This is a genomic window from Halorussus amylolyticus (assembly GCF_004143485.2).
Taxonomy (GTDB): domain Archaea; phylum Halobacteriota; class Halobacteria; order Halobacteriales; family Haladaptataceae; genus Halorussus; species Halorussus amylolyticus.
The window spans coordinates 57,284-76,308 of the sequence record NZ_ML974136.1 but is presented as its reverse complement, the minus strand read 5'-3'; the positions used below and the strand labels follow the sequence as shown (position 1 = coordinate 76,308).

General features: G+C 64.5%; 19 protein-coding genes. 13 read left to right on the top strand and 6 right to left on the bottom strand.

All coding sequences use genetic code 11. The features are described from left to right. Nucleotides 1-152 precede the first annotated feature (152 nt). The gene (rnz, locus tag EKH81_RS13650; protein ID WP_132058997.1) at nucleotides 153-1,079 is read right to left on the bottom strand and encodes a ribonuclease Z; all 927 of its coding nucleotides are present in this window, start codon (nucleotides 1,077-1,079) and stop codon (nucleotides 153-155) included. 270 nt (nucleotides 1,080-1,349) lie between these two features. Between rnz and EKH81_RS13645 the strand changes: the two genes are divergently transcribed. The 4 genes from EKH81_RS13645 (at nucleotide 1,350) to EKH81_RS13630 (ending at nucleotide 6,074) form a co-directional block, all read left to right on the top strand. Next, nucleotides 1,350-3,266, top strand: a complete 1,917-nt coding sequence (locus tag EKH81_RS13645) for a DUF7282 domain-containing protein (RefSeq protein ID WP_132058996.1) — start codon at nucleotides 1,350-1,352, stop codon at nucleotides 3,264-3,266. Between the two features lie 83 nt (nucleotides 3,267-3,349). Beyond that, on the top strand, nucleotides 3,350-4,369 hold the full coding sequence (locus tag EKH81_RS13640) for an AAA family ATPase (RefSeq protein WP_132058995.1): 1,020 nt from the start codon (nucleotides 3,350-3,352) through the stop codon (nucleotides 4,367-4,369). A 158-nt stretch (nucleotides 4,370-4,527) separates the two neighbouring features. Beyond that, nucleotides 4,528-5,424 (top strand): GAF domain-containing protein, encoded by an 897-nt coding sequence (locus tag EKH81_RS13635; RefSeq protein ID WP_132058994.1) that lies wholly within the window; start codon nucleotides 4,528-4,530, stop codon nucleotides 5,422-5,424. Further along, complete coding sequence (locus EKH81_RS13630; RefSeq protein ID WP_132058993.1) at nucleotides 5,421-6,074, top strand: DUF7504 family protein; 654 nt, start codon at nucleotides 5,421-5,423, stop codon at nucleotides 6,072-6,074. Before EKH81_RS13635 ends, EKH81_RS13630 begins: the two co-directional genes overlap by 4 nt. Nucleotides 6,075-6,080: 6 nt before the next feature. On the opposite strand, the gene EKH81_RS13625 is transcribed toward EKH81_RS13630, so the two are convergent. After that, a complete protein-coding gene (locus EKH81_RS13625) occupies nucleotides 6,081-7,076 on the bottom strand; it encodes a methyltransferase domain-containing protein (RefSeq protein ID WP_132058992.1) in 996 nt (331 codons plus the stop codon). A gap of 127 nt (nucleotides 7,077-7,203) precedes the next feature. Here EKH81_RS13625 and hisG point away from each other — a divergent pair, with 127 nt between their 5' ends. Then, nucleotides 7,204-8,070 carry an ATP phosphoribosyltransferase gene (gene hisG / locus EKH81_RS13620; protein ID WP_132058991.1) on the top strand — a complete coding sequence of 289 codons (867 nt, stop codon included), beginning with the start codon at nucleotides 7,204-7,206 and terminating at the stop codon, nucleotides 8,068-8,070. Nucleotides 8,071-8,410: 340 nt separating this feature from the next. Here the strand turns inward: hisG and EKH81_RS13615 are convergent, their stop codons facing one another. Both EKH81_RS13615 and EKH81_RS13610 read right to left on the bottom strand, forming a co-directional pair. Next, the gene (locus EKH81_RS13615) at nucleotides 8,411-8,758 is read right to left on the bottom strand and encodes a DUF7473 family protein (RefSeq protein ID WP_132058990.1); all 348 of its coding nucleotides are present in this window, start codon (nucleotides 8,756-8,758) and stop codon (nucleotides 8,411-8,413) included. A 57-nt stretch (nucleotides 8,759-8,815) separates the two neighbouring features. Then, nucleotides 8,816-9,376: a TATA-box-binding protein gene (locus tag EKH81_RS13610; RefSeq protein ID WP_132058989.1), complete on the bottom strand. Its 561-nt coding sequence runs from the start codon at nucleotides 9,374-9,376 to the stop codon at nucleotides 8,816-8,818. A 139-nt stretch (nucleotides 9,377-9,515) separates the two neighbouring features. Between EKH81_RS13610 and EKH81_RS13605 the strand changes: the two genes are divergently transcribed. The 8 genes from EKH81_RS13605 to hjc all read left to right on the top strand — a co-directional run bounded on the left by EKH81_RS13605 (nucleotide 9,516) and on the right by hjc (nucleotide 17,213). Further along, on the top strand, nucleotides 9,516-10,658 hold the full coding sequence (locus tag EKH81_RS13605; protein WP_132058988.1) for a M48 family metalloprotease: 1,143 nt from the start codon (nucleotides 9,516-9,518) through the stop codon (nucleotides 10,656-10,658). A gap of 71 nt (nucleotides 10,659-10,729) precedes the next feature. Next, nucleotides 10,730-12,028, top strand: a complete 1,299-nt coding sequence (locus EKH81_RS13600) for an amidohydrolase (RefSeq protein ID WP_132058987.1) — start codon at nucleotides 10,730-10,732, stop codon at nucleotides 12,026-12,028. A gap of 223 nt (nucleotides 12,029-12,251) precedes the next feature. Continuing rightward, on the top strand, nucleotides 12,252-13,100 hold the full coding sequence (locus EKH81_RS13595; RefSeq protein WP_132058986.1) for a hypothetical protein: 849 nt from the start codon (nucleotides 12,252-12,254) through the stop codon (nucleotides 13,098-13,100). A gap of 104 nt (nucleotides 13,101-13,204) precedes the next feature. Next, the gene (locus EKH81_RS13590; RefSeq protein WP_132058985.1) at nucleotides 13,205-14,488 is read left to right on the top strand and encodes an adenosylhomocysteinase; all 1,284 of its coding nucleotides are present in this window, start codon (nucleotides 13,205-13,207) and stop codon (nucleotides 14,486-14,488) included. A gap of 164 nt (nucleotides 14,489-14,652) precedes the next feature. Beyond that, a complete protein-coding gene (locus EKH81_RS13585; protein WP_132058984.1) occupies nucleotides 14,653-15,093 on the top strand; it encodes a hypothetical protein in 441 nt (146 codons plus the stop codon). A gap of 129 nt (nucleotides 15,094-15,222) precedes the next feature. Then, nucleotides 15,223-16,164 (top strand): alpha/beta fold hydrolase, encoded by a 942-nt coding sequence (locus tag EKH81_RS13580; RefSeq protein WP_132058983.1) that lies wholly within the window; start codon nucleotides 15,223-15,225, stop codon nucleotides 16,162-16,164. 25 nt (nucleotides 16,165-16,189) lie between these two features. Continuing rightward, on the top strand, nucleotides 16,190-16,585 hold the full coding sequence (locus EKH81_RS13575) for a RidA family protein (RefSeq protein WP_132058982.1): 396 nt from the start codon (nucleotides 16,190-16,192) through the stop codon (nucleotides 16,583-16,585). 133 nt (nucleotides 16,586-16,718) lie between these two features. After that, complete coding sequence (hjc, locus tag EKH81_RS13570; RefSeq protein WP_132058981.1) at nucleotides 16,719-17,213, top strand: Holliday junction resolvase Hjc; 495 nt, start codon at nucleotides 16,719-16,721, stop codon at nucleotides 17,211-17,213. 270 nt (nucleotides 17,214-17,483) lie between these two features. Here the strand turns inward: hjc and EKH81_RS13565 are convergent, their stop codons facing one another. Together EKH81_RS13565 and EKH81_RS13560 are read right to left on the bottom strand one after the other, a co-directional pair. Beyond that, nucleotides 17,484-18,170: an SWIM zinc finger family protein gene (locus EKH81_RS13565; protein WP_132058980.1), complete on the bottom strand. Its 687-nt coding sequence runs from the start codon at nucleotides 18,168-18,170 to the stop codon at nucleotides 17,484-17,486. A gap of 246 nt (nucleotides 18,171-18,416) precedes the next feature. Continuing rightward, nucleotides 18,417-18,962 carry a CDP-2,3-bis-(O-geranylgeranyl)-sn-glycerol synthase gene (locus EKH81_RS13560; RefSeq protein WP_132058979.1) on the bottom strand — a complete coding sequence of 182 codons (546 nt, stop codon included), beginning with the start codon at nucleotides 18,960-18,962 and terminating at the stop codon, nucleotides 18,417-18,419. Between the last annotated feature and the right edge of the window lie 63 nt (nucleotides 18,963-19,025).

The following is a 19,025-nucleotide window of genomic DNA, read 5'->3' as shown; positions in this document are numbered from 1 at the left end:
TATGCTTTTTTTTTTTTTTTCCTGTTTCACACAATAACACACCCTGGGGGGGGGGGGCGGCCCCCCCCCCCCCCCCCCCCCGCGACGACAGAACGAGCGAGATACCGAGGGCGTAAGTGCCGAACGACGCGTCTGAGGACGGGAATTTCGGATTAGGCGTCGGGGTACGGAATCTCACGCATCTCGCCGTCGTCGGGCACGAACACGTCGCCGTCGAAAACCTCGCGCGCCTCAGAGCGGTGGTCGGGCGTCTCGCCCGCGTACCGCGAGGAGATGTGTGTGAGCGCGAGTCGGGCGACGTTCGCCTCGCTCGCGACTTCCCCGGCCTGTCTGGCGGTCGAGTGGGCGGTTTTTCGGGCGCGCTCGGCCCGGTCGTCGGCGAAGGTCGCGTCGTGAATCAGGAGGTCGGCGTCGTCGGCGATTTCCGTGACCGTCTCGCTCGGACGGGTGTCCCCGGTGTAGACGAATTTTCGCCCCGGACGCGATTCGCCGACGACCTGCTCGGGCCGAACCACGGTTCCGTCGTCGAGTTCGACCGGGTTCCCCTCGTGGAGTTTCGAGAACTTCGGGCCGACCGGAACGCCGAGTTCCTCGGCGCGTTCGCGGTCGAATCGGCCCTTCCGGTCGTCCTCGACCAGCGCGTACCCCACGGAGTTGGTGTCGTGGTCGGTCCGGAACGCCCGAATCTCGTACTCGTCGCGTCGGACCGCGACCTCGCCGGGTTCGACCTCGTAGACGTGGACCGGAAACGAGGGTTGGTTGCCCGCGGCGTGGACGAGCGCGTCGATGTGTCGCTCCGTCCCGGCGGGCGCGTAAATCGTGAGCGGGTCCTCGCGGTCGTTGAAGTCCCACGTCTGGACGAGTCCCGGCAGGCCGAGAACGTGGTCGCCGTGGAGGTGGGTGATGAACACCTCCGAAACCGTGAACCCCGTCCGAAAGCGCATCATCTGGCGCTGTGTGCCCTCGCCCACGTCGAACAGTAGTCTATCGCCCTCCCGATTGACCAAGACGGCGCTCGGATTCCGTTCGGTCGTCGGCACCGCCCCGCTCGTTCCGAGAAAGGTAACGCGCATCGACATCCTCGGTGGATGTCGGAGGGCGAGGCGGAAAGCGCCTTCGAAACGCCGGTCGGTGCATCCGCGCTCGTCCGACTCGCGATTGGGGGAAACGCGCCATTACGACCGCAAACGTGGCGGGAGAATGCCGGGATACCTCGGGCCTAGCCAGTCGTATCAGGCGGTTACGCCAGTGAACAGTCGCTTCGGTTTATTCGCAGTCTGGTCGTCGGTTATCGTGCGGATTGGGGGTTACAAATGACACGTGACAGCAGGACGGTTAGCGCCGTTTTCATGGCGGTATTACTCGTACTCGCGAGCGGAACAGCGGTCTCGCTCGCGGTGACAGACGCCGATAGTTCGAACGTCGGAACGAACGCGGCGATGGAAGAGACCACGGACGTCGAGGACGAGGAGACGACCGAGGCCGATGACGAAGACGCGGACGGCGGAGAAACGACAGGCATCCTCGATGAGGAGGCGACCGAAGCCGACGATGAGGATGTAGACGACGAGGAGACGACCGAAGCAGTCGAAACGACTGAGGCCGACGACGCTGACGACGACGCGGACGAGACCGAAGAAGCCGCGAGCGTCAGCATCGACGACCAGGAATCGGACGGTGAGCAGGTCGTCATCGACTCGGTCACGATGGACGAGGGCGGCTTCGTCGCCATCCACGACGAGACGCTACTGGAGGGCGACGCCATCGGGAGCGTCCTCGGTAACTCGGTGTACCTCGAGGCCGGGACCCACGAGGACGTGACCATCACGCTGGGTCGGCCTATCGCCGAGACCCAGACGCTCATCGCGATGCCGCACCTCGACACGAACGAGAACGAGGTTTACGACTTCCTCACCTCGGGCGGTGCGGTGGACGGACCGTACACGACCGCTGACGGCGAGATAGTCGTGGACCAAGCCAACGTGAGCGTTGGCGAGGAACCGGTCGAGACGACTGAAGTCGATGATGTGGAGACGACTGAGGAAGTCGAGACGACCGAAGTCGACGGCGTCGAGACCACGACCGAGGAAGACGACATCATCGAAACCACGACTGAAGACGACCCCGTCGAAACTACGACCGAAGACGACGAAGTCGAAGACGGAGTCGAGGACCCGGCCGACCAACAGCAGTTCGTCTTCAAAGTCGAGCAGATGACCATCGACGAGTGGTCGTTCGTCGTGGGCGACGAGGAGACGCCCGACAGGACCGAGACGGTCGGCGACATCACCGTGCAGGACCGCCGAGTGGAGATCAACCTCACCGAACTGCTGCAAGAGCAGGCCGAAGTGCCCGACGAACAGATGACCACGCCGGACCCCGAGGAGGCCCAGGAGCAACTCGAAGAGGACCTCATGGGTGACCTCGAAACCGTCCGGTTCGTCATCGAGAACGTGAACGTCGAGAACGTGACGTTCGTCGTCACCGCACCCGAGGACATGGAGATGCCCGAACCGCCGACGGACGTGGAGACGACCGAAGTCGAAGACGGTGACGACGTTGAAATCACGACCGAGGAGATAGAGACCACGACCGAAGCGCCCGAAACCACGGAAGAGGTAGAGACGACCGAAGAAGTCGAAACCACGGAAGAAATAGAGACCACGACTGAAGAAGCCGAAATTACGACCGAAGAAGTCGAGACGACCGAAGCGCCCGAAACTACCGAGGAGACCGTAACCACTATCGAGGGTGTCGAGACCACCGAAGAGGTCGAAACCACGGTTGAGGAAGACGAAACCACCGAAGCGCCCGACGAGGACGAGGAGGCCGACTCCTTCGACGTGGTTAGCCTCGACGCGCCCGGGACCGCAGACGTGGGCGAGACCATCCAGGTCAGCGCAGTCGTGACCAACCCCAACGACGTGGAAACCACGCAGAACGTGGCGTTCCGCCTCGAAGGGACGGTCGTCGCTCGCCAAGCCGTCACGCTTGAAGGCGGCGAGCAGACCACGGTCACGTTCGACGTGGACACGACCGACGTGCCGCCCGGCGAGTACGTCCACGGCGTGTACACCGATGACTTCGGCGAGCTCGCGATCATCACGCTAACCGAAGCGGCCGACGACGAGACCGAGGAAACCGTCGAAACTGAAACCGAAGTAGACGACGAGGAGACCGAGACCGAAGTGGGCGACGAAGAGACCGAACTGCCGGACGACGAGGAGGAGACGACCACCGTGGTCGAGACGACCGCAGAAGCCTAATCGCCGACGCGGTTCTTTTTTAGGAGACCGGATTTCGGCGTCAACCGACCGATTCTTACCCGGCGACTCCCTACTCGGCAGTGATGGACGCGCCGCTCTGGACCGAACGCTACGCACCCGACCTCGCCGACCTCCCGCAGGCGGAGGTCCGAGAGTACCTCCAGAAGGCCGTCGAGGAACCCATAAACCTCGTGCTGTACGGGCCGTCGGGCGCGGGCAAGACCGCCGCCGTGCGCGCGCTGGCCCGCGAGGCCCACGACGACCCGGACAACGACCTCGTGGAAATCAACGTCGCCGACTTCTTCGGCATGACCAAAAAGGAGGTCGCCAACGACCCGCGCTTCTCGTCGTTCATCGACAGCAAGCGCAGGCGAAACTCCTCGAAGGCCGACCTCATCAACCACGTACTGAAGGAGTCCGCGAGCTACTCGCCGGTGGCGGGGTCGTACAAGACCGTCGTGCTCGACAACGCCGAGGCAATCCGCGAGGACTTCCAGCAGGCGCTCCGCCGGGTGATGGAGCGCCACCACGAGGCGACTCAGTTCGTCATCACGACGCGTCAGCCCACGAAACTCATCCCGCCCATCAAATCCCGGTGCTTCCCGGTCGCGGTTCGCGCGCCCACGCCCGGAGAAATCGTGACCGTGCTGGAGCGCATCGTAGAGGCCGAGGGCGTCGAGTACGACGAGAGCGGTCTCGAATACGTCGCCGGATACGCGGGCGGCGACCTCCGGAAGGCGATTTTGGGCGCACAGACCACCGCCGAGAAGGAGGGCGAAATCACGATGAACGCGGCCTACGAGGTGCTCGGCGACGTGGGCGTCACCGCCGACATCGAGGCGATGCTCGACGCCGCCGAGGCCGGAGCGTTTCAGGACGCCCGGAAGACCCTCGACGACCTGCTCGTGGACGAGGGGTACAGCGGCGGCGAGGTGCTACAGGAGATTCTCGACGTGGCCCACTCGGGCCGGTACACCGGCGACGACCTCGCCGAGTTGACCCGACTCGCGGGCGAAATCGACGCCGACCTCGCCGAAGCAACGAGCGACAGGGTCCACATCGGCCACCTGCTCGCGGAGTTAGGAGCCGAAGCGAAAACCTGAGAAAACGGAACAATAGTTCCGCATCGGCACAGTATTCTTTTTAGATAGGAAGCGCCAGTTTTCCTTGACCAGCTTTTTTACCTCGATTCCGAAAAGGAATATTAATTTTGATAATTGAAAGCTAAACATTATAGTAGTACCATCCAAGAGACTGGTAGATGGTAGAACACACAGTTCTCTGTATCGGAACCGAAGACGGCGTTTCGGACATCACTGCAACGCTCGAAGGCGAGCCCGACCTCGCACCGGTTGGTCGAACCTCGGTCGCTGACGCTGCAGAATTCTTACAGGCCGAATCCGTCGGCGCGGTCGTGACCGAGTACGACCTGCCGGACGGGACCGGACTCGACGTGGTCGGGTCGATTCGAGAGCACGCGCCGCAGACGCCGTGCGTGCTGTACACCGACGTTCGGCCCGGAGACATCGATACCGGGTCGTTCGGAGACGCAATCGTAGAGTACCTGAACCGCGACCTACCCGACGCGGCCGACCGCCTCGGTTTCGTGGTCGGCGACGTCATCGCCCACAGCGCGCAGGTCGGCTTCCTCGTCCCCGACGACGAGGAGTCCCGGCTGGACGCGCTCGAATCGTACGACGTGGACGAACTCCCAATCGAGGAGAGTTTCGAGCGACTGACCGACCTCATCACGAGTCACTTCGACGCCGCGGTCGCGTTCATCGGTCTCATCGAGAAGGACGAGGAGAACTTCCTCGCCTGCACGGGGGCGGACTGGGACAGTCTCACGCGCGAGAAGACGATTTGCACGCACAGCATGCTTCAGGAGGACGTAATGGTAGTCGAGGACATCAGAGAAGACAAGCGATTCGCCGAGAATCAACAGCTACACGACCTGGGAATCGTCTCGTACGCCGGTGCGAACATGACGACGCCTGAGGGTCAAATCATCGGGCAGGTGTGTCTCATCGACCACGAGCGGCGGTCGTACTCGGCGCAACAGCGCGCCGAACTCCAGCAGTTCGCCGAGACCGCGATGGAGATTCTCGAACTCCGTCAATCACTTCTGGAGGCTGCTGGCCCGGAGGTGACGGCATGAGCGTCACCGGAGCCGGACCGTTCGAACTCGCCGACCTCCCGCTCGGCCCCATCGACGACGGGACGAGCATCCTGCTGACCGGCGACGACACCGACCTCCTCGAAACCGTCTTCTACCGCCTCCTGAGTTCACAGGACGACGAGGGGTCGCTCGTGCTGGCGACCGATGCCAGCGGCCGAGAAGTCAACCGGGCGCTCGAACGCACGGTGGACGGTGCCAGCGACCGCTCGACCGTGCTGACCTGCACGGGACCCGACTCGCCCGAAAACGTCACGACCATCGACGACATCACCGACCTGACGGGCATCGGCATGCAGTTCTCGTCGCTCGTCGCTGAGTCGCAGGAGACTGCGTCTCGGCTTCGCGCGGGCATTATTCTGTGTTCGAGCATCTGTAGCGCGGTCGACGACACGCGCTCGGTGTTCCGATTCCTGAACTCGAACCTGCTCAGCCAGGTCCGCCGAAACGAGGCTATCGGCATCTGTGCGCTCGACACCAGCGCTGACATCGGGACCAGCATGAAGAGCATCATCGCCGGAATGTCCACGTCGTTCACGGGGCGCATCGAGGTCGAATCCGACGGGCCGGGACGAGCGACCCTCCACGTCACGGGGCTCGGCGACGACGAGACGTACGACGTGTCGCTGTAGTCGGCCTCACGCCGAATCCAGCGGACTGTCTTCTTCGGTCAGCACCGCGATGTGCCTGTCGAGCGACCGGTGGACCCGACGCTCGAACTCGTCCTCGACGGTCCACCCCGCGTCGCGGGCCTCGGCGGCCCACGACCTGTCGCCGACCACGACCGCCCGGCCCGCGGCCCGGCGGGCCTCCGCGAGCGCGCCAGCCACGAGGTCGTCCAAATCGAGATTCGCGATTTTCGACTGTCTGCCGTAGGGCGCGTCGAACACCACGGCGTCGATGGAACTGTCCGGGAAGGGAAGATGAGTCGCGTCGCCCCGTAGGGTTGCCCACTCGGTTTCGTCGCCGAGATACCGGTCGAGATTCTTCGCCGCGCCGCGGGCCATCTTTCGCTGGGCGTCCGCGCCGTAGGCGGTCGCGCCGACGAGTCCGGCCTCGATGAGGACGCCGCCGGTCCCACACATCGGGTCGAGAAGCGTCGCGCCGGGTCGAGCGCCCGCGAGGTTGACCAGCGCGCGGGCGAGCAGGGGGTCCATCCCGCCGGGTTGGAAGAACGGCCGGTCGGTCGGCTTCCGGGTGCCGTAGTCCCGGACGCTCTCGATTTCGAGCCATCCGACGACGCAGGTGTCCGCCGAGAATATCGCCCGGAGTTCGTGGTCGGGGTCGTCCAAGTCCACGGCGTAGCCCCGATTCACGAGGGCCTGCCCGAGTTCGCGTTCGGCGCGCTGGGTGTCGATATTTGTGGTGTCGCGCACGGTGCGGGCGCGAACCGCGACGGTTCCCTCGCGTTCGAAGGACGCCGCGTCGAGCAGGACGCGCGCCGACTCGACGCTGGCGTCGGTCGTCCCGACCAGTTCGCTCGCCCGGTGGGTGTAGGCGAGGTTCCGAACCCGGTCGGTAATCGCGGTCGCGGTGGCGAGTCCGGGCGCGACCACCTCGACGCCGGTCGCGGCGCTCGCGGCCTCCGCGGCGGCGAATCGGTCGTCCTGTCCTCCGAGTTCCAGCGCGTACACACCGTACCAGATTGGGTCTCGGCTCTTGGGGGTTTCGTCTGCGAGTTCGGAGGAGCCGACGCGCTCGCAGTCGGGTCGGCCGGATGGAAAGGTAGTTCCCGCGCGAACACGAAACGCGACTTAACACATGAGAATCGCCGTCCCGAACAAGGGCCGACTCCACGACCCGGCGATGGAACTGCTCGAAAGCGCGGGCCTGCACGCCGTCGATGGCGCGGACCGGAAGCTCTACGCCGACACGGTGGACCCCGAGGTCACGCTCCTGTTCGCGCGGGCCGCCGACATCCCCGAGTACGTCAGCGACGGCGCGGCAGACGTGGGAATCACGGGTCTCGATCAGGTTCGGGAGGCCGACCCCGGCAACGTCGAGGACCTGCTCGACCTCGAATTCGGCCGGTGCCGACTCGTCCTCGCCGCGCCCGAGGACGGCGACATCGAGGCGGTGGACGACCTCGCGGGCAAGACCGTCGCCACCGAGTTCCCGAACGTCGCCCGGAACTACTTCGACGAGAAAGGCGTCTCGCCCGACATCGTGGAGGTCTCGGGCGCGACCGAACTCACGCCCCACGTCGAGATGGCCGACGCCATCATCGACATCACCTCGACCGGGACCACCCTCAAAGTGAACCGACTCGCCATCATCGACGAGGTTCTCCAGAGTTCGGTCCGACTGTTCGCCCGCGACGACGTGGTCGGCGACGAGAAGGTCGAGCAGGTCACGATGGCACTCCGGTCGGTCCTCTCGGCGGACGGCAAACGCTACCTGATGATGAACGCGCCCGAGGACCGACTCGGCGAGGTCCGTGACGTGATTCCGGGTCTCGGCGGCCCGACCGTGATGAACGTCGAGAGCGGCGAGAACGGCGAGAAAGACGGGATGGTCGCGGTCCACGCGGTCGTGGACGAGCGCGAGGTGTTCGAGACCATCAACGACCTGAAGGGCGTCGGTGCGAGCGGGATTCTGGTGACGGAAATCGAGCGACTGGTGGAGTGAAACCGAGGAGCGACGGATTTTCTCCGGCGCGTGCGAGCAACGCGCGCGAGGGATGAGCATCACAGGCACGAGCGAAGCGAGTGCCGAGAAGCGCAGTCGGTTGGGGAGGGTGTGGCTGTCGCAGTGCGGTGGCGGTGCGGAACTCATTGGCTCAAGTGATAGCTACCGTTCTCCGACTGTGGTGTAGATGTGGGTTCGAACCGTAGAGACCGCCGTAAAGCGTCCCACTAGCGTTCTCCGACTGCGGTGTAGATACTAGCAGGAGGCTCACCAAAACAGCGACAGACCAGCCGCACAAGCGACAAACCGGGATGCAAGTACTGCCCTACAGCACGCCGTTTCACGTCGGCGCAGTTCCGAGCAGCCGAACCAGATTGAAAATCGTGAGTCCCAGAATCACGCTCACGGTGTAGTGAACGACCGCGACCATCCCTGCGGTCCGGTACCGGAGTCGGTACACCGCCCGGATGGTGAAGAAGTCGGCCGCGAGCGCGAGCACGATGATAATCGCCGGGTTCTGGTACGCCTGTAGCGCGAACGAGATTATCGCGGGAACGAGACCGACGACGAACGCGCGCTTGAGCGGCACGTCGCCCAGCACGAACCGGGCCGCGAGGTGTGCAGTCACGCTGTAGAACACCACGGCGACGACGAACGTGCCGAGTAGCGGGACGACGGAGACTGCCATACTCAAAGTTGAGTCGGGGGTCGTTTGTTCCTGCCGATTCCGAGCGAGTGGATGTCGTTACTCCAGCAGACCCAACTCTTCGAGCCGTGAGACGATTTTATCGACCGCCTGCTCGGCGTCCTCGGGCTTCTTGCCGCCCGTGATGACGAGCTTGCCCGACCCGAACAGGAGCGCGACGACTTCGGGGTCGTCGAGACGGTAGACGAGACCCGGGAACTGCTCGGGTTCGTACTCGATGTTCTCCAGTCCGAGGCCGATGGCGATGGCGTTGAGGTTGAGATTCCGGCCGAGGTCGGCCGAGGTCACGATGTTCTGGACCACGATTTCGGGGTCCTCGTTCACGTCGATTTGAAGCTCCCGAAGCTTGTCGAAGACGATTTCGAGGCTCTCGTGAACGTCGGCGGTGCTCTTGGCTCCCGTGCAGACGATTTTGCCCGAGCGGAAGATGAGCGCCGCGGACTTGGGGTTCTGGGTCCGGTAGACGAGTCCGGGGAACTGCTCGGGGTCGTAGTCGGCCCCTTCGAGGTCCATCGCTACGCTCTGAAGGTCGAGTTCCTGGCCGATGCCGGTGGAGGCGACCACGTTTTCAATGTTGATGGTCTCCTTTGGGTCGGTCATATGCGACTTAAATGTCGTATTTAAGGTTTATAAAGGTTGGTACTCCACCCTGACACGTCCGGAATCGGGTTTTTATAGCGTCGCCGACCGCCACGTCGGTTGAGAAACCGATTTGTGGGTCCAGTGATACGTTCGACGCATGAACGTCCTGACAGCGGCACAGTCGCTTCTCGCGGTCGTTGCGGTCTCCGTGCTGTCGTTCGCGTCGTTTCGCCTCCACGCGTGGCGGGCCGCGAAGGCACCGCCCAAGCGCGCGATGAGTCGCATCCGTCGGGCGCTCGGCGTCGGTCTCCCGCTGACCGCCATCGTCGCTATCTTCGCGTTGCTGCTCGCCGACGCACTCGGTCTGACCGACGCCGCACTCGAAACTGTGAGTCCCGCGCTCGCCGACTCGGCTATCGGGGCGATGCTGGTATGGATGCCGACGCTCGTCGGAGCGATACTAACCGTCATCGCGGGCTACCTCGGCGCGTTCCCCTACATCTGTGAGATTCGGGAGGTGGACGTATCGGCGCGAGACGCCGCAGTCCGATTCGGCCGGGTGTTGGCCGTTTCGGCCGGACTGTTCGCGGTCACAGTCGGCGCATTCCTCTCGCTTCTCGGGGGCGCGCTCACGTCCGCGCTCTCGATAGTCGGCTTCGTCGCAGCAATCGCCGCACTGACGCTCGTCTTCCAACCGAAACTCGTGGCGGTCTCGCGGACGACCCGCGAACTCACCGACGCCGAGCGCGAGCGACTCGACCGCCTCACGGAGCGCGCGGGACTGTCGGCGCGCGCGACGACAGTCGTCGAAATGGGCGGCGACCGAACCGCCACGGTCATGCTCGCGGGACTTCCCGGCCGACGACACCTGTTCGTGACCGACTATCTGCTCGACGAGTTCGACGACGACGCGGTAGCGAGCGTGCTGGCGAGCAAGACCGGGCGAGCGAAACGGTACTATCGGGAGTACAAACTCGCGGTCGTCCTCGCTGCGCTCGGACTCGTCGTCGGCACACTGTCGGGTGATATCGGCACGCTGGCCGACCTTAGCACACCCGAATTCCTCGCGGTGTTTTCGGGGGTGATGGTCGCCCTCGCGTGGTTCGGCAAGCGACTCCTCCTCTCGGCGGACGAGTACGCGGTCGAGCGCGTCGGCGCGGGGACGTTCGCCGAGACGCTCGAAGCACTCGCCGACGAGCATCAGGTGTCTTACGACACAGGACGCGTCCGAAATCTCGTGCTGATGGCCCCGTCGCTCGGTTCGCGTCTCGACCGGATTCGGAGTCAGAGCGGTGACTGAATCGAATCCAGAACTCTGAAGTACACGCCGGAACCCGATGGATTGACACGCCGGGCGCGAAAAGAGGAGGTATGACGACCCTGCGAATCGCGGACGGGAAGGTCCTCCGACCGGACCTGACGGTCGAGGACGGCGACGTACTGGTGGACCAAGACGAAGGAACCATTCTCGCCGTGGGCGACCCGGACGACGTACCGGAGGCCGACGACACCCTCGACGCCGCCGATTCGCTGGTGATGCCGGGTCTGGTGAACGCCCACACCCACGCCGCGATGACGCTCCTGCGGGGATACGCCGACGACAAGGAACTCGGCGCGTGGCTTCGAGAGGACATCTGGCCGGTCGAAGCCGAGTTCACCACCGAGGACGTGCGCGCCGGGACCGAACTCGGCCTGCTAGAGATGATTCGGTCGGGGACGACCGCGTTCGCCGACATGTACTTCCACGAGGGCGAGGTCGTGGAGGCGGTGGCCGACGCGGGCCTGCGCGCCCGCGTCGGCCACGGCGTCGTCACGGTCGGCAAGGACGAGGACGGCGCACACGAGGACCTCGAAACGAGCCTCGAAGTCGCCCGTGAGTTCGACGGCGCGGCGGGAGGACGGGTGAAGACCGCGTTCATGCCTCACAGCCTCACCACAGTCGGCGAGGAGTACCTCCGAGAGTACGTCTCGCAGGCCCGCGAGGAGGGGATTCCGGTCCACTACCACGCTAACGAGACCCGCGACGAGGTCGAGCCAATCGTCGGGGAGCGCGACGAGCGCCCCCTCGAATACGCCCGCGACCTCGACATGGCTCGCGGAGACGACTTCGTGGCCCACGGCGTCCACACCGACGAGACCGAAATCGGCCTGCTGGCCGAGACCGGGACCGCCGTCGTCCACTGCCCTGCGTCGAACATGAAGCTCGCGAGCGGCATCGCGCCGGTCCAGCGCATGCTCGACGCCGGAGTCGCGGTCGGACTCGGCACCGACGGCACCGCCTCGAACAACGACCTCGATATGTTCGACGAGATGCGCGACGCCGCGATGGTCGGCAAACTCGGGGCCGACGACGCGAGCGCGGTCCCCGCCGAGAGCGTGGTCGAGATGGCGACTCGCGGAAGCGCCGCCGCGCTCGGCTTCGACAGCGGGCGCATCGAGGAGGGCGCGAACGCCGACCTCGCGGTCGTGGACCTCTCGGGTCCGCACCTCACGCCGCACCACGACCTCGTGAGCCACCTCGTCTACGCGGCCCGCGGGTCGGACGTGCGCCACACCGTTTGCGACGGACAGGTCCTGATGGCCGACCGCGAGGTGCTGACGATGGACGCCGACGCGGTGTGCGCGCGCGCCGAGAAGCGCGCGGCGGCCGCGGTCGAACGCGCCGAGTGACGCGTGTCGGGCAACGCACGCCGGGTAACACGCACTCGGTAACGCGACGTTTCCTCGAAACGTCGCAAGCAACGATTGATTGAACGATTCGGATTTGAACGGTCTGAACTATTATTGAACGCTCTAAGCACCTCTGAGTGCGTCGCTCGAAACCGACAAACCGTACGAACCGACCTGTACGGCAAGCGGGGTTTAATGAGCCATTTCCCCTCGAACCGAGTGCATGACATCTAAGAAACGACTGATTGCGGTCGTGTTGGCGGCGGCGATGGTTCTGTCCGTCGTGGCCCCCGCGGGCGCGGCACAGAGTACTGCGGCCAACGATTCGACGGCCAACGACTCGCTGGTCGTCGGGGTCGCCCAGTCCGACGACGGCGATGCGACGGTAACAGTGACGGAGAACGACTCGGCGGTCGAGAACGCCTCGGTCGGAGTCGAGACCGCGGACAACGTCACCTACGAAGGCGTTGGAACCCACGCGACCGACGAGAACGGCACGGTCGAACTTCCCGCGCCCGAGCAGAACGTGACCGTCGAGGTCACCGCCGCGGCGGGCAATCTCACGGGCGAGACGACCGCGAACCTGACCGCCGTCGAAGCTGACGACGAGAACGAAAGCGAGAACGGCTCGTTCGGCCAGCTCGTCTCGTCGTTCGTCCACGAGATGCTCGACGCCGGGGGCGACGACGGGGCCATCGGCCAAGCCGTCTCGGAGTTCGTCACGTCGAACAACCCCGGCGCTGACAACAAGCCCGACCACGCTGGCAAGCCGGATAACGCCGGAAACGCCGACGACGCGAACTCGGGCAACGAGACCGACGACGACGGCGACCGTGGCCCGCCCGAACACGCCGGGCCGGGCGGTGACGACAGTGAGGACGACGACAGCGACGACGATAGCGAGAACGAGGACGACGGCGAAGGTGACGAAGAAACCGAAGAGGTCACCGACGACGAAGAAATCGAAGGAGAGACCGACGACGAAGAAACCGAAGAGGAGACCGACGACGAGGACGACGAGAGAGGCGACCGCGGCAACGGAAAGAGTAACGGCAACAACAAGAACGACTGAGCGGTTTCGACACGTTTTGTTTGGACCGCCCGCCCACGAACCGATTCTCGGCGTTCGCGTCGGCCTTCGGTAGCGTTTTGGGCGCGGTACCCGTCGTCTCGGGTATGGCAGACTACCCGACCATCACCGAGCAGGTCGAAGACGTACAGACCGCTCGCGAGGAGGGTCACCGGAAGATGGACTGGGCGCGCGAACACATGCCGATTCTAACCGCGTTGCAGGCCGATTTCGAGGCCGACCAGCCCTTCGAGGGCCAGCGAATCGGAATGGCGATGCACGTCGAGGCCAAGACCGCGGTGCTGGTCGAGACGCTCGCGGAGGCTGGCGCGGAGGTCGCCGTCACCGGCTGTAACCCCCTTTCGACTCACGACGACGTGAGCGCCGCGCTCGACGAACACCCGAACATCTCGTCGTACGCCAAGCGCGAGGTGGACGACGAGGAGTACTACGAGGCCATCGAAGCCGTCATCTCCCACGAGCCGACCATCACGGTAGACGACGGCATGGACCTCGTGGCGGCCATCCACGAGGACTACCCCGAACTCATCGACACCATCGTCGGCGGGTGTGAGGAGACCACCACGGGCGTCCATCGACTCCGCGCGATGGACGCGGACGGCGCGCTCGAATACCCCGTCTTCGCCGTCAACGACACGCCGATGAAGCGCCTGTTCGACAACGTTCACGGCACTGGCGAGTCGTCGCTCGCCAACATCGCCATGACCACGAACCTCTCGTGGGCGGGCAAGAACGTCGTCGTCGCGGGCTACGGCTACTGCGGCAAGGGCGTCGCGAAGAAGGCGGCGGGCCAGAACGCCAGCGTCGTCGTCACGGAGGTCGAACCCCGGCGCGCGCTCGAAGCCCACATGGAAGGCTACGACGTGATGCCGATGGACGAGGCCGCCGAAATCGGCGACGTGTTCCTCACGACGACCGGGAACCGCGACGTAATCACGGCCGACCACTTCGAGAAAATGAACGACGGGGTTCTGCTCGCCAACGCGGGCCACTTCGACATCGAAATCAATCTCGACCAGCTTTCGGAGATGGCCGTCAGCCAGCGCGACGCCCGCGAGGGCGTGCGAGAGTACAAATTGGAGGACGGCCGCCGCCTCAACGTTCTCGCAGAAGGCCGACTCGTCAACCTCGCCTCACCCATCGCGCTCGGCCACCCGGTCGAAGTGATGGACCAGAGCTTCGGCGTGCAGGCCGCCTGCGTCCGCGAGATGGTCGAAAATAGCGAGGCGTACGACGCCGGAGTCCACGACGTGCCCGACGAACTCGACAAGGAGATTGCGGAGATAAAGCTGGACGCCGAGGGTATCGCGTACGACGACCTGACCGACGAGCAGGCCGAGTACATGGGGAGCTGGCAGCACGGGACGTAGAAGCGAGCAACCGACGACCCAGGTTTTCAGCTTTTATATCGGTGGGTAGTTGCCCGGTTCCGGACGGAATCCGATGAGACCTGCGCTGAAAAGACGGGAGACAACAGAGACATCTGGAGTTACTAACCCACAAGACACTTGTTACAAAACTATATATTGACGTTGTGAGAACGATAGCAGTCCTCGCCGTACTGGCCCTCGTTGTAAGCTCGGGGTGTCTGTCCGGGGTTGGCGACCCCATCGGCGAAAACACCCCTGAAAGCGAGACATCGACGATTGCCACGCCATCAGAAACGACACACAATTCGAAAGACATGGAGGGATATCTGGAGATTGAGATTGTGGACGAAGTGCCAGATGACGCCACTGTCGTCGATGCCAACAACGAAACCATCCGAAACGTCACAGTCGTCCAGCGAGCAATCGAGAACGCAACGACGACGGAACAGAACGTCACCGTCCACGTCACCGGTGAGCAAGTTCTGGAAGTCGAGGAAGGTCTGGGCGAACTCCCGTGGTACAGCGGAGGACGAGAAAATCCGAGTGGGAACTACATTCGGAAGAACGACAGGGTCGTCGCCGTGTACCTCAAGGTTCTAGCCTGAAGGCTCATCGCAAGCTATTTTCTAAGTGGAACAATTTGGCCAATGAGCAGGCCAAGTACATATGGGTAGCTGGCAGCACGGGACGTAATCGGACCAACACTTTTCTCTCAACCGTCCGAATTTCGTAGCATGCCCCTCAACCACATCGCCGACCCGAGCGCCGAAGCCGAACCCTTCCTCGACGCGCTCGCCGACCTCTGCGACCACTACGGAGTAACCGCCGAGTCCAAATACGCAGAATTACCCGACCCCGCGAACCGCGTCCACTACCTGACCGCGGGCGAGGGACCGCCCCTCCTCTTGCTCCACGGACTCAACAGCACCGCCCACGTCTGGATTCCGCTGTTCGACGCGCTGACCGACCACTTCACGGTGTACGCCCCCGACCGGCCCGGTCGAGGGCTCTCGACCGCGGTGGACTACCGCGAAACCGGGTTCCGGGAGTTCGGCGTCGAGTACGTCGCCGACTTCCTCGACTCACTCGGAATCGACGAGACCGCAGTGATGGGCAACTCCCTCGGCGGCTTTCAGTCGCTCACGCTGGCGCTCGACCGCCCCGAGCGCGTGAATCGGCTCTGTCTCGTCGGCGCGCCCGGTGGTCTCTCGCGGTCGATTCCGCTCCTGTTTCGGGTGCTCGACCTGCCTTTCGTCGGACAGTGGCTGTTCGGCGCAATCGAACCCGAGACCGTCTCGGAGGCTCGGACGGCCCACCGCCGAATCAACGCCGAGGACGATTCGGCGCTCCCCGACTCCTACTTCGAACCCGGACTCGTGACCGAGGGCCTGCCCGGTCAGCGCGAGAGTCTGTGGTCGCTGATGGAGGTGCTCGGTTCGTTCCGAGGGATGGCTCCGGAGTTCGACCTCCGCGACGACCTCGAATCGGTCGAGGTCCCGACGCGGTTCGTCTGGGGGACCGAGGACTACTTCTGGAAGCCCGAAGTCGGTCGCCCGACGGTCGAGCGAATGCCAAACGCCGAACTGGTCGTGCTCGACGACCACGGTCACATGCCGTGGCTCGAACCGGGAGATTCAGCCACAGAGAGTGCGGTTGGGTTTTTGACGGACAGTTAAGCCGTCTCGCTCCAACTCACTCCACATGAAACGCCGAACAATCTCCAGCGGCACTGAGTGGGAAGCGAAGGTCGGCTACTCGCGGGCGGTCCGAACCGGGCCGGAAATCCACGTCTCGGGCACGACCGCGACCGATGAGGAGGGGAACCTCGTGGGCAAAAACGACCCGTATGCCCAGACGAAACGCGCGCTCGAAAACGTCGAGCGCGCGCTCGACGAAGCGGGCGCGAGAATCGAGGACGTGGTTCGAACCCGGATGTACGTCACCGACATCGAGGAGTGGGAGGCGATTGGCGAGGCCCACGCCGAGGTGTTCGGCGAGGTGCGCCCGGTGACGAGCATGGTCGAGGTGTCGCGACTCATCGACCCCGAGATGGTCGTCGAGGTCGAAGCCGTTGCTCGCGTGGCCGACGACGAATGATTTCCGACCCGCGACGGTTGGCTTCACTTTCGCCGCGCTCCCGGCGGACTTAACATCCCGAAGAAACCACTACCCGATATGACCGACGCGACGGAGATTCGGGGAAGCACCGGGCAGTCTCGGGGGTGTTCGCGTGTCCAACGCCAAGGGTAATCGCCGGGAACGCGAACTCGTGAACCGACTCGACGAGGCCGGATTCGCGGTGATGCGCGCGCCCGCCTCCGGGGCCGCGACCGAGCGCGAACTCCCGGACGTGCTCGCGGGCGACGGCGACGTGTTCTACGCCGTCGAGGCCAAGTCGAGTTCGGGCGACCCCATCTACCTGACCGGCGAGGAGGTCGAGGCGCTGGTCTACTTCAGCCGAAACTTCGGCGCGAAACCCAAAATCGGCGTGCGGTTCGACCGCGAGGATTGGTTCTTCTTCCACCCCGCCGACGTACATCAGACCAAGGGCGGCAACTATCGAGTGAAGAAGGAGACCGCGCTCGAACGCGGTGAACCCCTCTCGGACCTGCGAGGCGACGGCGACAACGCAGACGACGAAAGCGAACACAGCGTCCGAGACGTACTGGTCGCTGTCGAGCAGGGCGTTCTCTCGGTGGACGAAGCCGCCGACATTCTCGAATAGTCGCTTCGTTTCGGAGCCGGAATCAGATATGGAAAGATATATCTGCAGAGTAGACTATTTCGCCAATGTCGGCAGTATAGTCGAAGTAGACTGGTCAGGACGGTGCTTCGACTGCTCGCCGACGTGGCGAAATCACCCGATTGCACCTTTCCGACCCTCAGCGGGGATTCCGAGGATACACTCACCCTCGACGGCGGCCGACTTCGTGGCCGAAGCGGGCCGAGCCGAACCGTCGGCCCGCCGTCTCTCGTTCCGTCGTTTTTCGTTGTGCTACTCGGCGACTGCGAAGTCCGCCAGTTTCGACTGGTCGTCGTCTGCGAGTTCCCGACGGCGGGCGAGTCGCCCGCGCGGGAACGAGTAGCGCCGGAGATGATGTGGTTTGATGTCCGCGGTCCGAAGCCCCGCCGGAACGGGGTACATCGCCTCGACCACTGCGTCGTCGGCGCGGTAGCCCTCGTTGGTCGGGTAGTCGGCGACCGTCGAGTCTCGGCCCGTGATTTCGACCTCGTCGGCCCGCCGAGCGGTCGTCCGAACCACGATGAGCAGGTCGCCCGTCTCGCGGTCCACGACCGCCTCGCCGGGCGCGAGCCAGCACGTTTCGCAGAAGTGCGGTCCGTCAGCGCCCTCCTCGACGAAGGTCTCCGCGCCGCAGTTCGCGCAGGCGACTGTTTCCTTTCCCGGCGGCGGGACGAGTCCCTCGGTGACCTCCATGGCGACCCGCCGAATGTGCTTGCACCGGACCTGTCGGAACGTGTGGTCCGGGCAGGTACACCGGCTGCCGAGCAGGTCCACCGAGTAGGTGTGACCGGTCTGGCTCTCGACTTCGTAGACGCCGCCTCCGAGCGGCGTGACCCCCATTCGCTCCGTCCGAGCGCGCTGGGACCGGATGTCGAACGCGCTCACGTCGGCGGGAGCGAGCGATGCTCGCGTCTGTCCGGAAGCTGTTGTGTTTTCCATTGGCTTCCCTCCTGTGTGCGGCGACCGTCGGCCAGCAAAATCGTCGTCTTCTCCGGGTGAATCGTCGTCTGCCTCACCCCTAATCGTCGTTCCTGCGGTCGATTCCGCGTACAAATAGGTAGGTGCCGAACGAACCTAAGTCTTGCACCTGTCGAGGACGCTAGACGTGTCTTCGAGGCGTTCTTCCGCGCGCTGAGTGGTGATTCGGGATTTCGAGACGACCCGGCCGGAGATACGAACCGCGTCTCACCACGGTTCGTCTTTCAGTCCGAGCGCGTACGCGATGGCGTTCGTGACGACGTGGAGCAGGGGCGTCACGACGACGACGACGGCGAGCGCCGAGAGCGTGAACACCTCGGTTGCCCACGCGGGCGCGGCCAGAAACGCGAACAGGAGCGCGAACACCACGAAGTCGAGTTGGTCGAGTCCGGGGAACGCCGCGCCACGCTCGCGGCCGGTCCGGCGCTTGAGGAATGACGCCGCGATGTCGCCGGTCATCGCGCCCGCCGCGAGCGCGAGTCCCGCGACGAGCGGGAACGTCGGGAGTTCGACGCCGAGCGCGGTGGAAGCGGCCGGTTCAACCGCGTTGAGGGCCACCGCCAGCGCGGTTCCGGCGAGGATGCCGACCGCGGTTCCGCGCCACGTCTTGCCGTCGCCGAGGACGCGCTTGCCGCGCCACGTTCGCCCGGCGTCGATGGGGCGGCCGCCGCCCGCGAGGACGGCGGCGTTGTTCGGCACGTAGGCCGGGAGCATCGCCCAGAGCGCGATTGCGACCGTCTCGAAGAGGCTCATGTCGGAGTACGCGAACGCCGGGGTCTTAAGCGCCGGGAGTTCGAATCCGCGCGAACACCGTCG

Coding starts and splice junctions, on each gene's coding strand:
- rnz (WP_132058997.1), bottom strand. CDS start 1,079: ATGTCGATGCGCGTTACCTTTCTCGGAACGAGCGGGGCGGTGCCGACG.
- EKH81_RS13645 (WP_132058996.1), top strand. CDS start 1,350: ATGGCGGTATTACTCGTACTCGCGAGCGGAACAGCGGTCTCGCTCGCG.
- EKH81_RS13640 (WP_132058995.1), top strand. CDS start 3,350: ATGGACGCGCCGCTCTGGACCGAACGCTACGCACCCGACCTCGCCGAC.
- EKH81_RS13635 (WP_132058994.1), top strand. CDS start 4,528: ATGGTAGAACACACAGTTCTCTGTATCGGAACCGAAGACGGCGTTTCG.
- EKH81_RS13630 (WP_132058993.1), top strand. CDS start 5,421: ATGAGCGTCACCGGAGCCGGACCGTTCGAACTCGCCGACCTCCCGCTC.
- hisG (WP_132058991.1), top strand. CDS start 7,204: ATGAGAATCGCCGTCCCGAACAAGGGCCGACTCCACGACCCGGCGATG.
- EKH81_RS13615 (WP_132058990.1), bottom strand. CDS start 8,758: ATGGCAGTCTCCGTCGTCCCGCTACTCGGCACGTTCGTCGTCGCCGTG.
- EKH81_RS13610 (WP_132058989.1), bottom strand. CDS start 9,376: ATGACCGACCCAAAGGAGACCATCAACATTGAAAACGTGGTCGCCTCC.
- EKH81_RS13605 (WP_132058988.1), top strand. CDS start 9,516: ATGAACGTCCTGACAGCGGCACAGTCGCTTCTCGCGGTCGTTGCGGTC.
- EKH81_RS13600 (WP_132058987.1), top strand. CDS start 10,730: ATGACGACCCTGCGAATCGCGGACGGGAAGGTCCTCCGACCGGACCTG.
- EKH81_RS13595 (WP_132058986.1), top strand. CDS start 12,252: ATGACATCTAAGAAACGACTGATTGCGGTCGTGTTGGCGGCGGCGATG.
- EKH81_RS13590 (WP_132058985.1), top strand. CDS start 13,205: ATGGCAGACTACCCGACCATCACCGAGCAGGTCGAAGACGTACAGACC.
- EKH81_RS13580 (WP_132058983.1), top strand. CDS start 15,223: ATGCCCCTCAACCACATCGCCGACCCGAGCGCCGAAGCCGAACCCTTC.
- EKH81_RS13575 (WP_132058982.1), top strand. CDS start 16,190: ATGAAACGCCGAACAATCTCCAGCGGCACTGAGTGGGAAGCGAAGGTC.
- EKH81_RS13565 (WP_132058980.1), bottom strand. CDS start 18,170: ATGGAAAACACAACAGCTTCCGGACAGACGCGAGCATCGCTCGCTCCC.
- EKH81_RS13560 (WP_132058979.1), bottom strand. CDS start 18,962: ATGAGCCTCTTCGAGACGGTCGCAATCGCGCTCTGGGCGATGCTCCCG.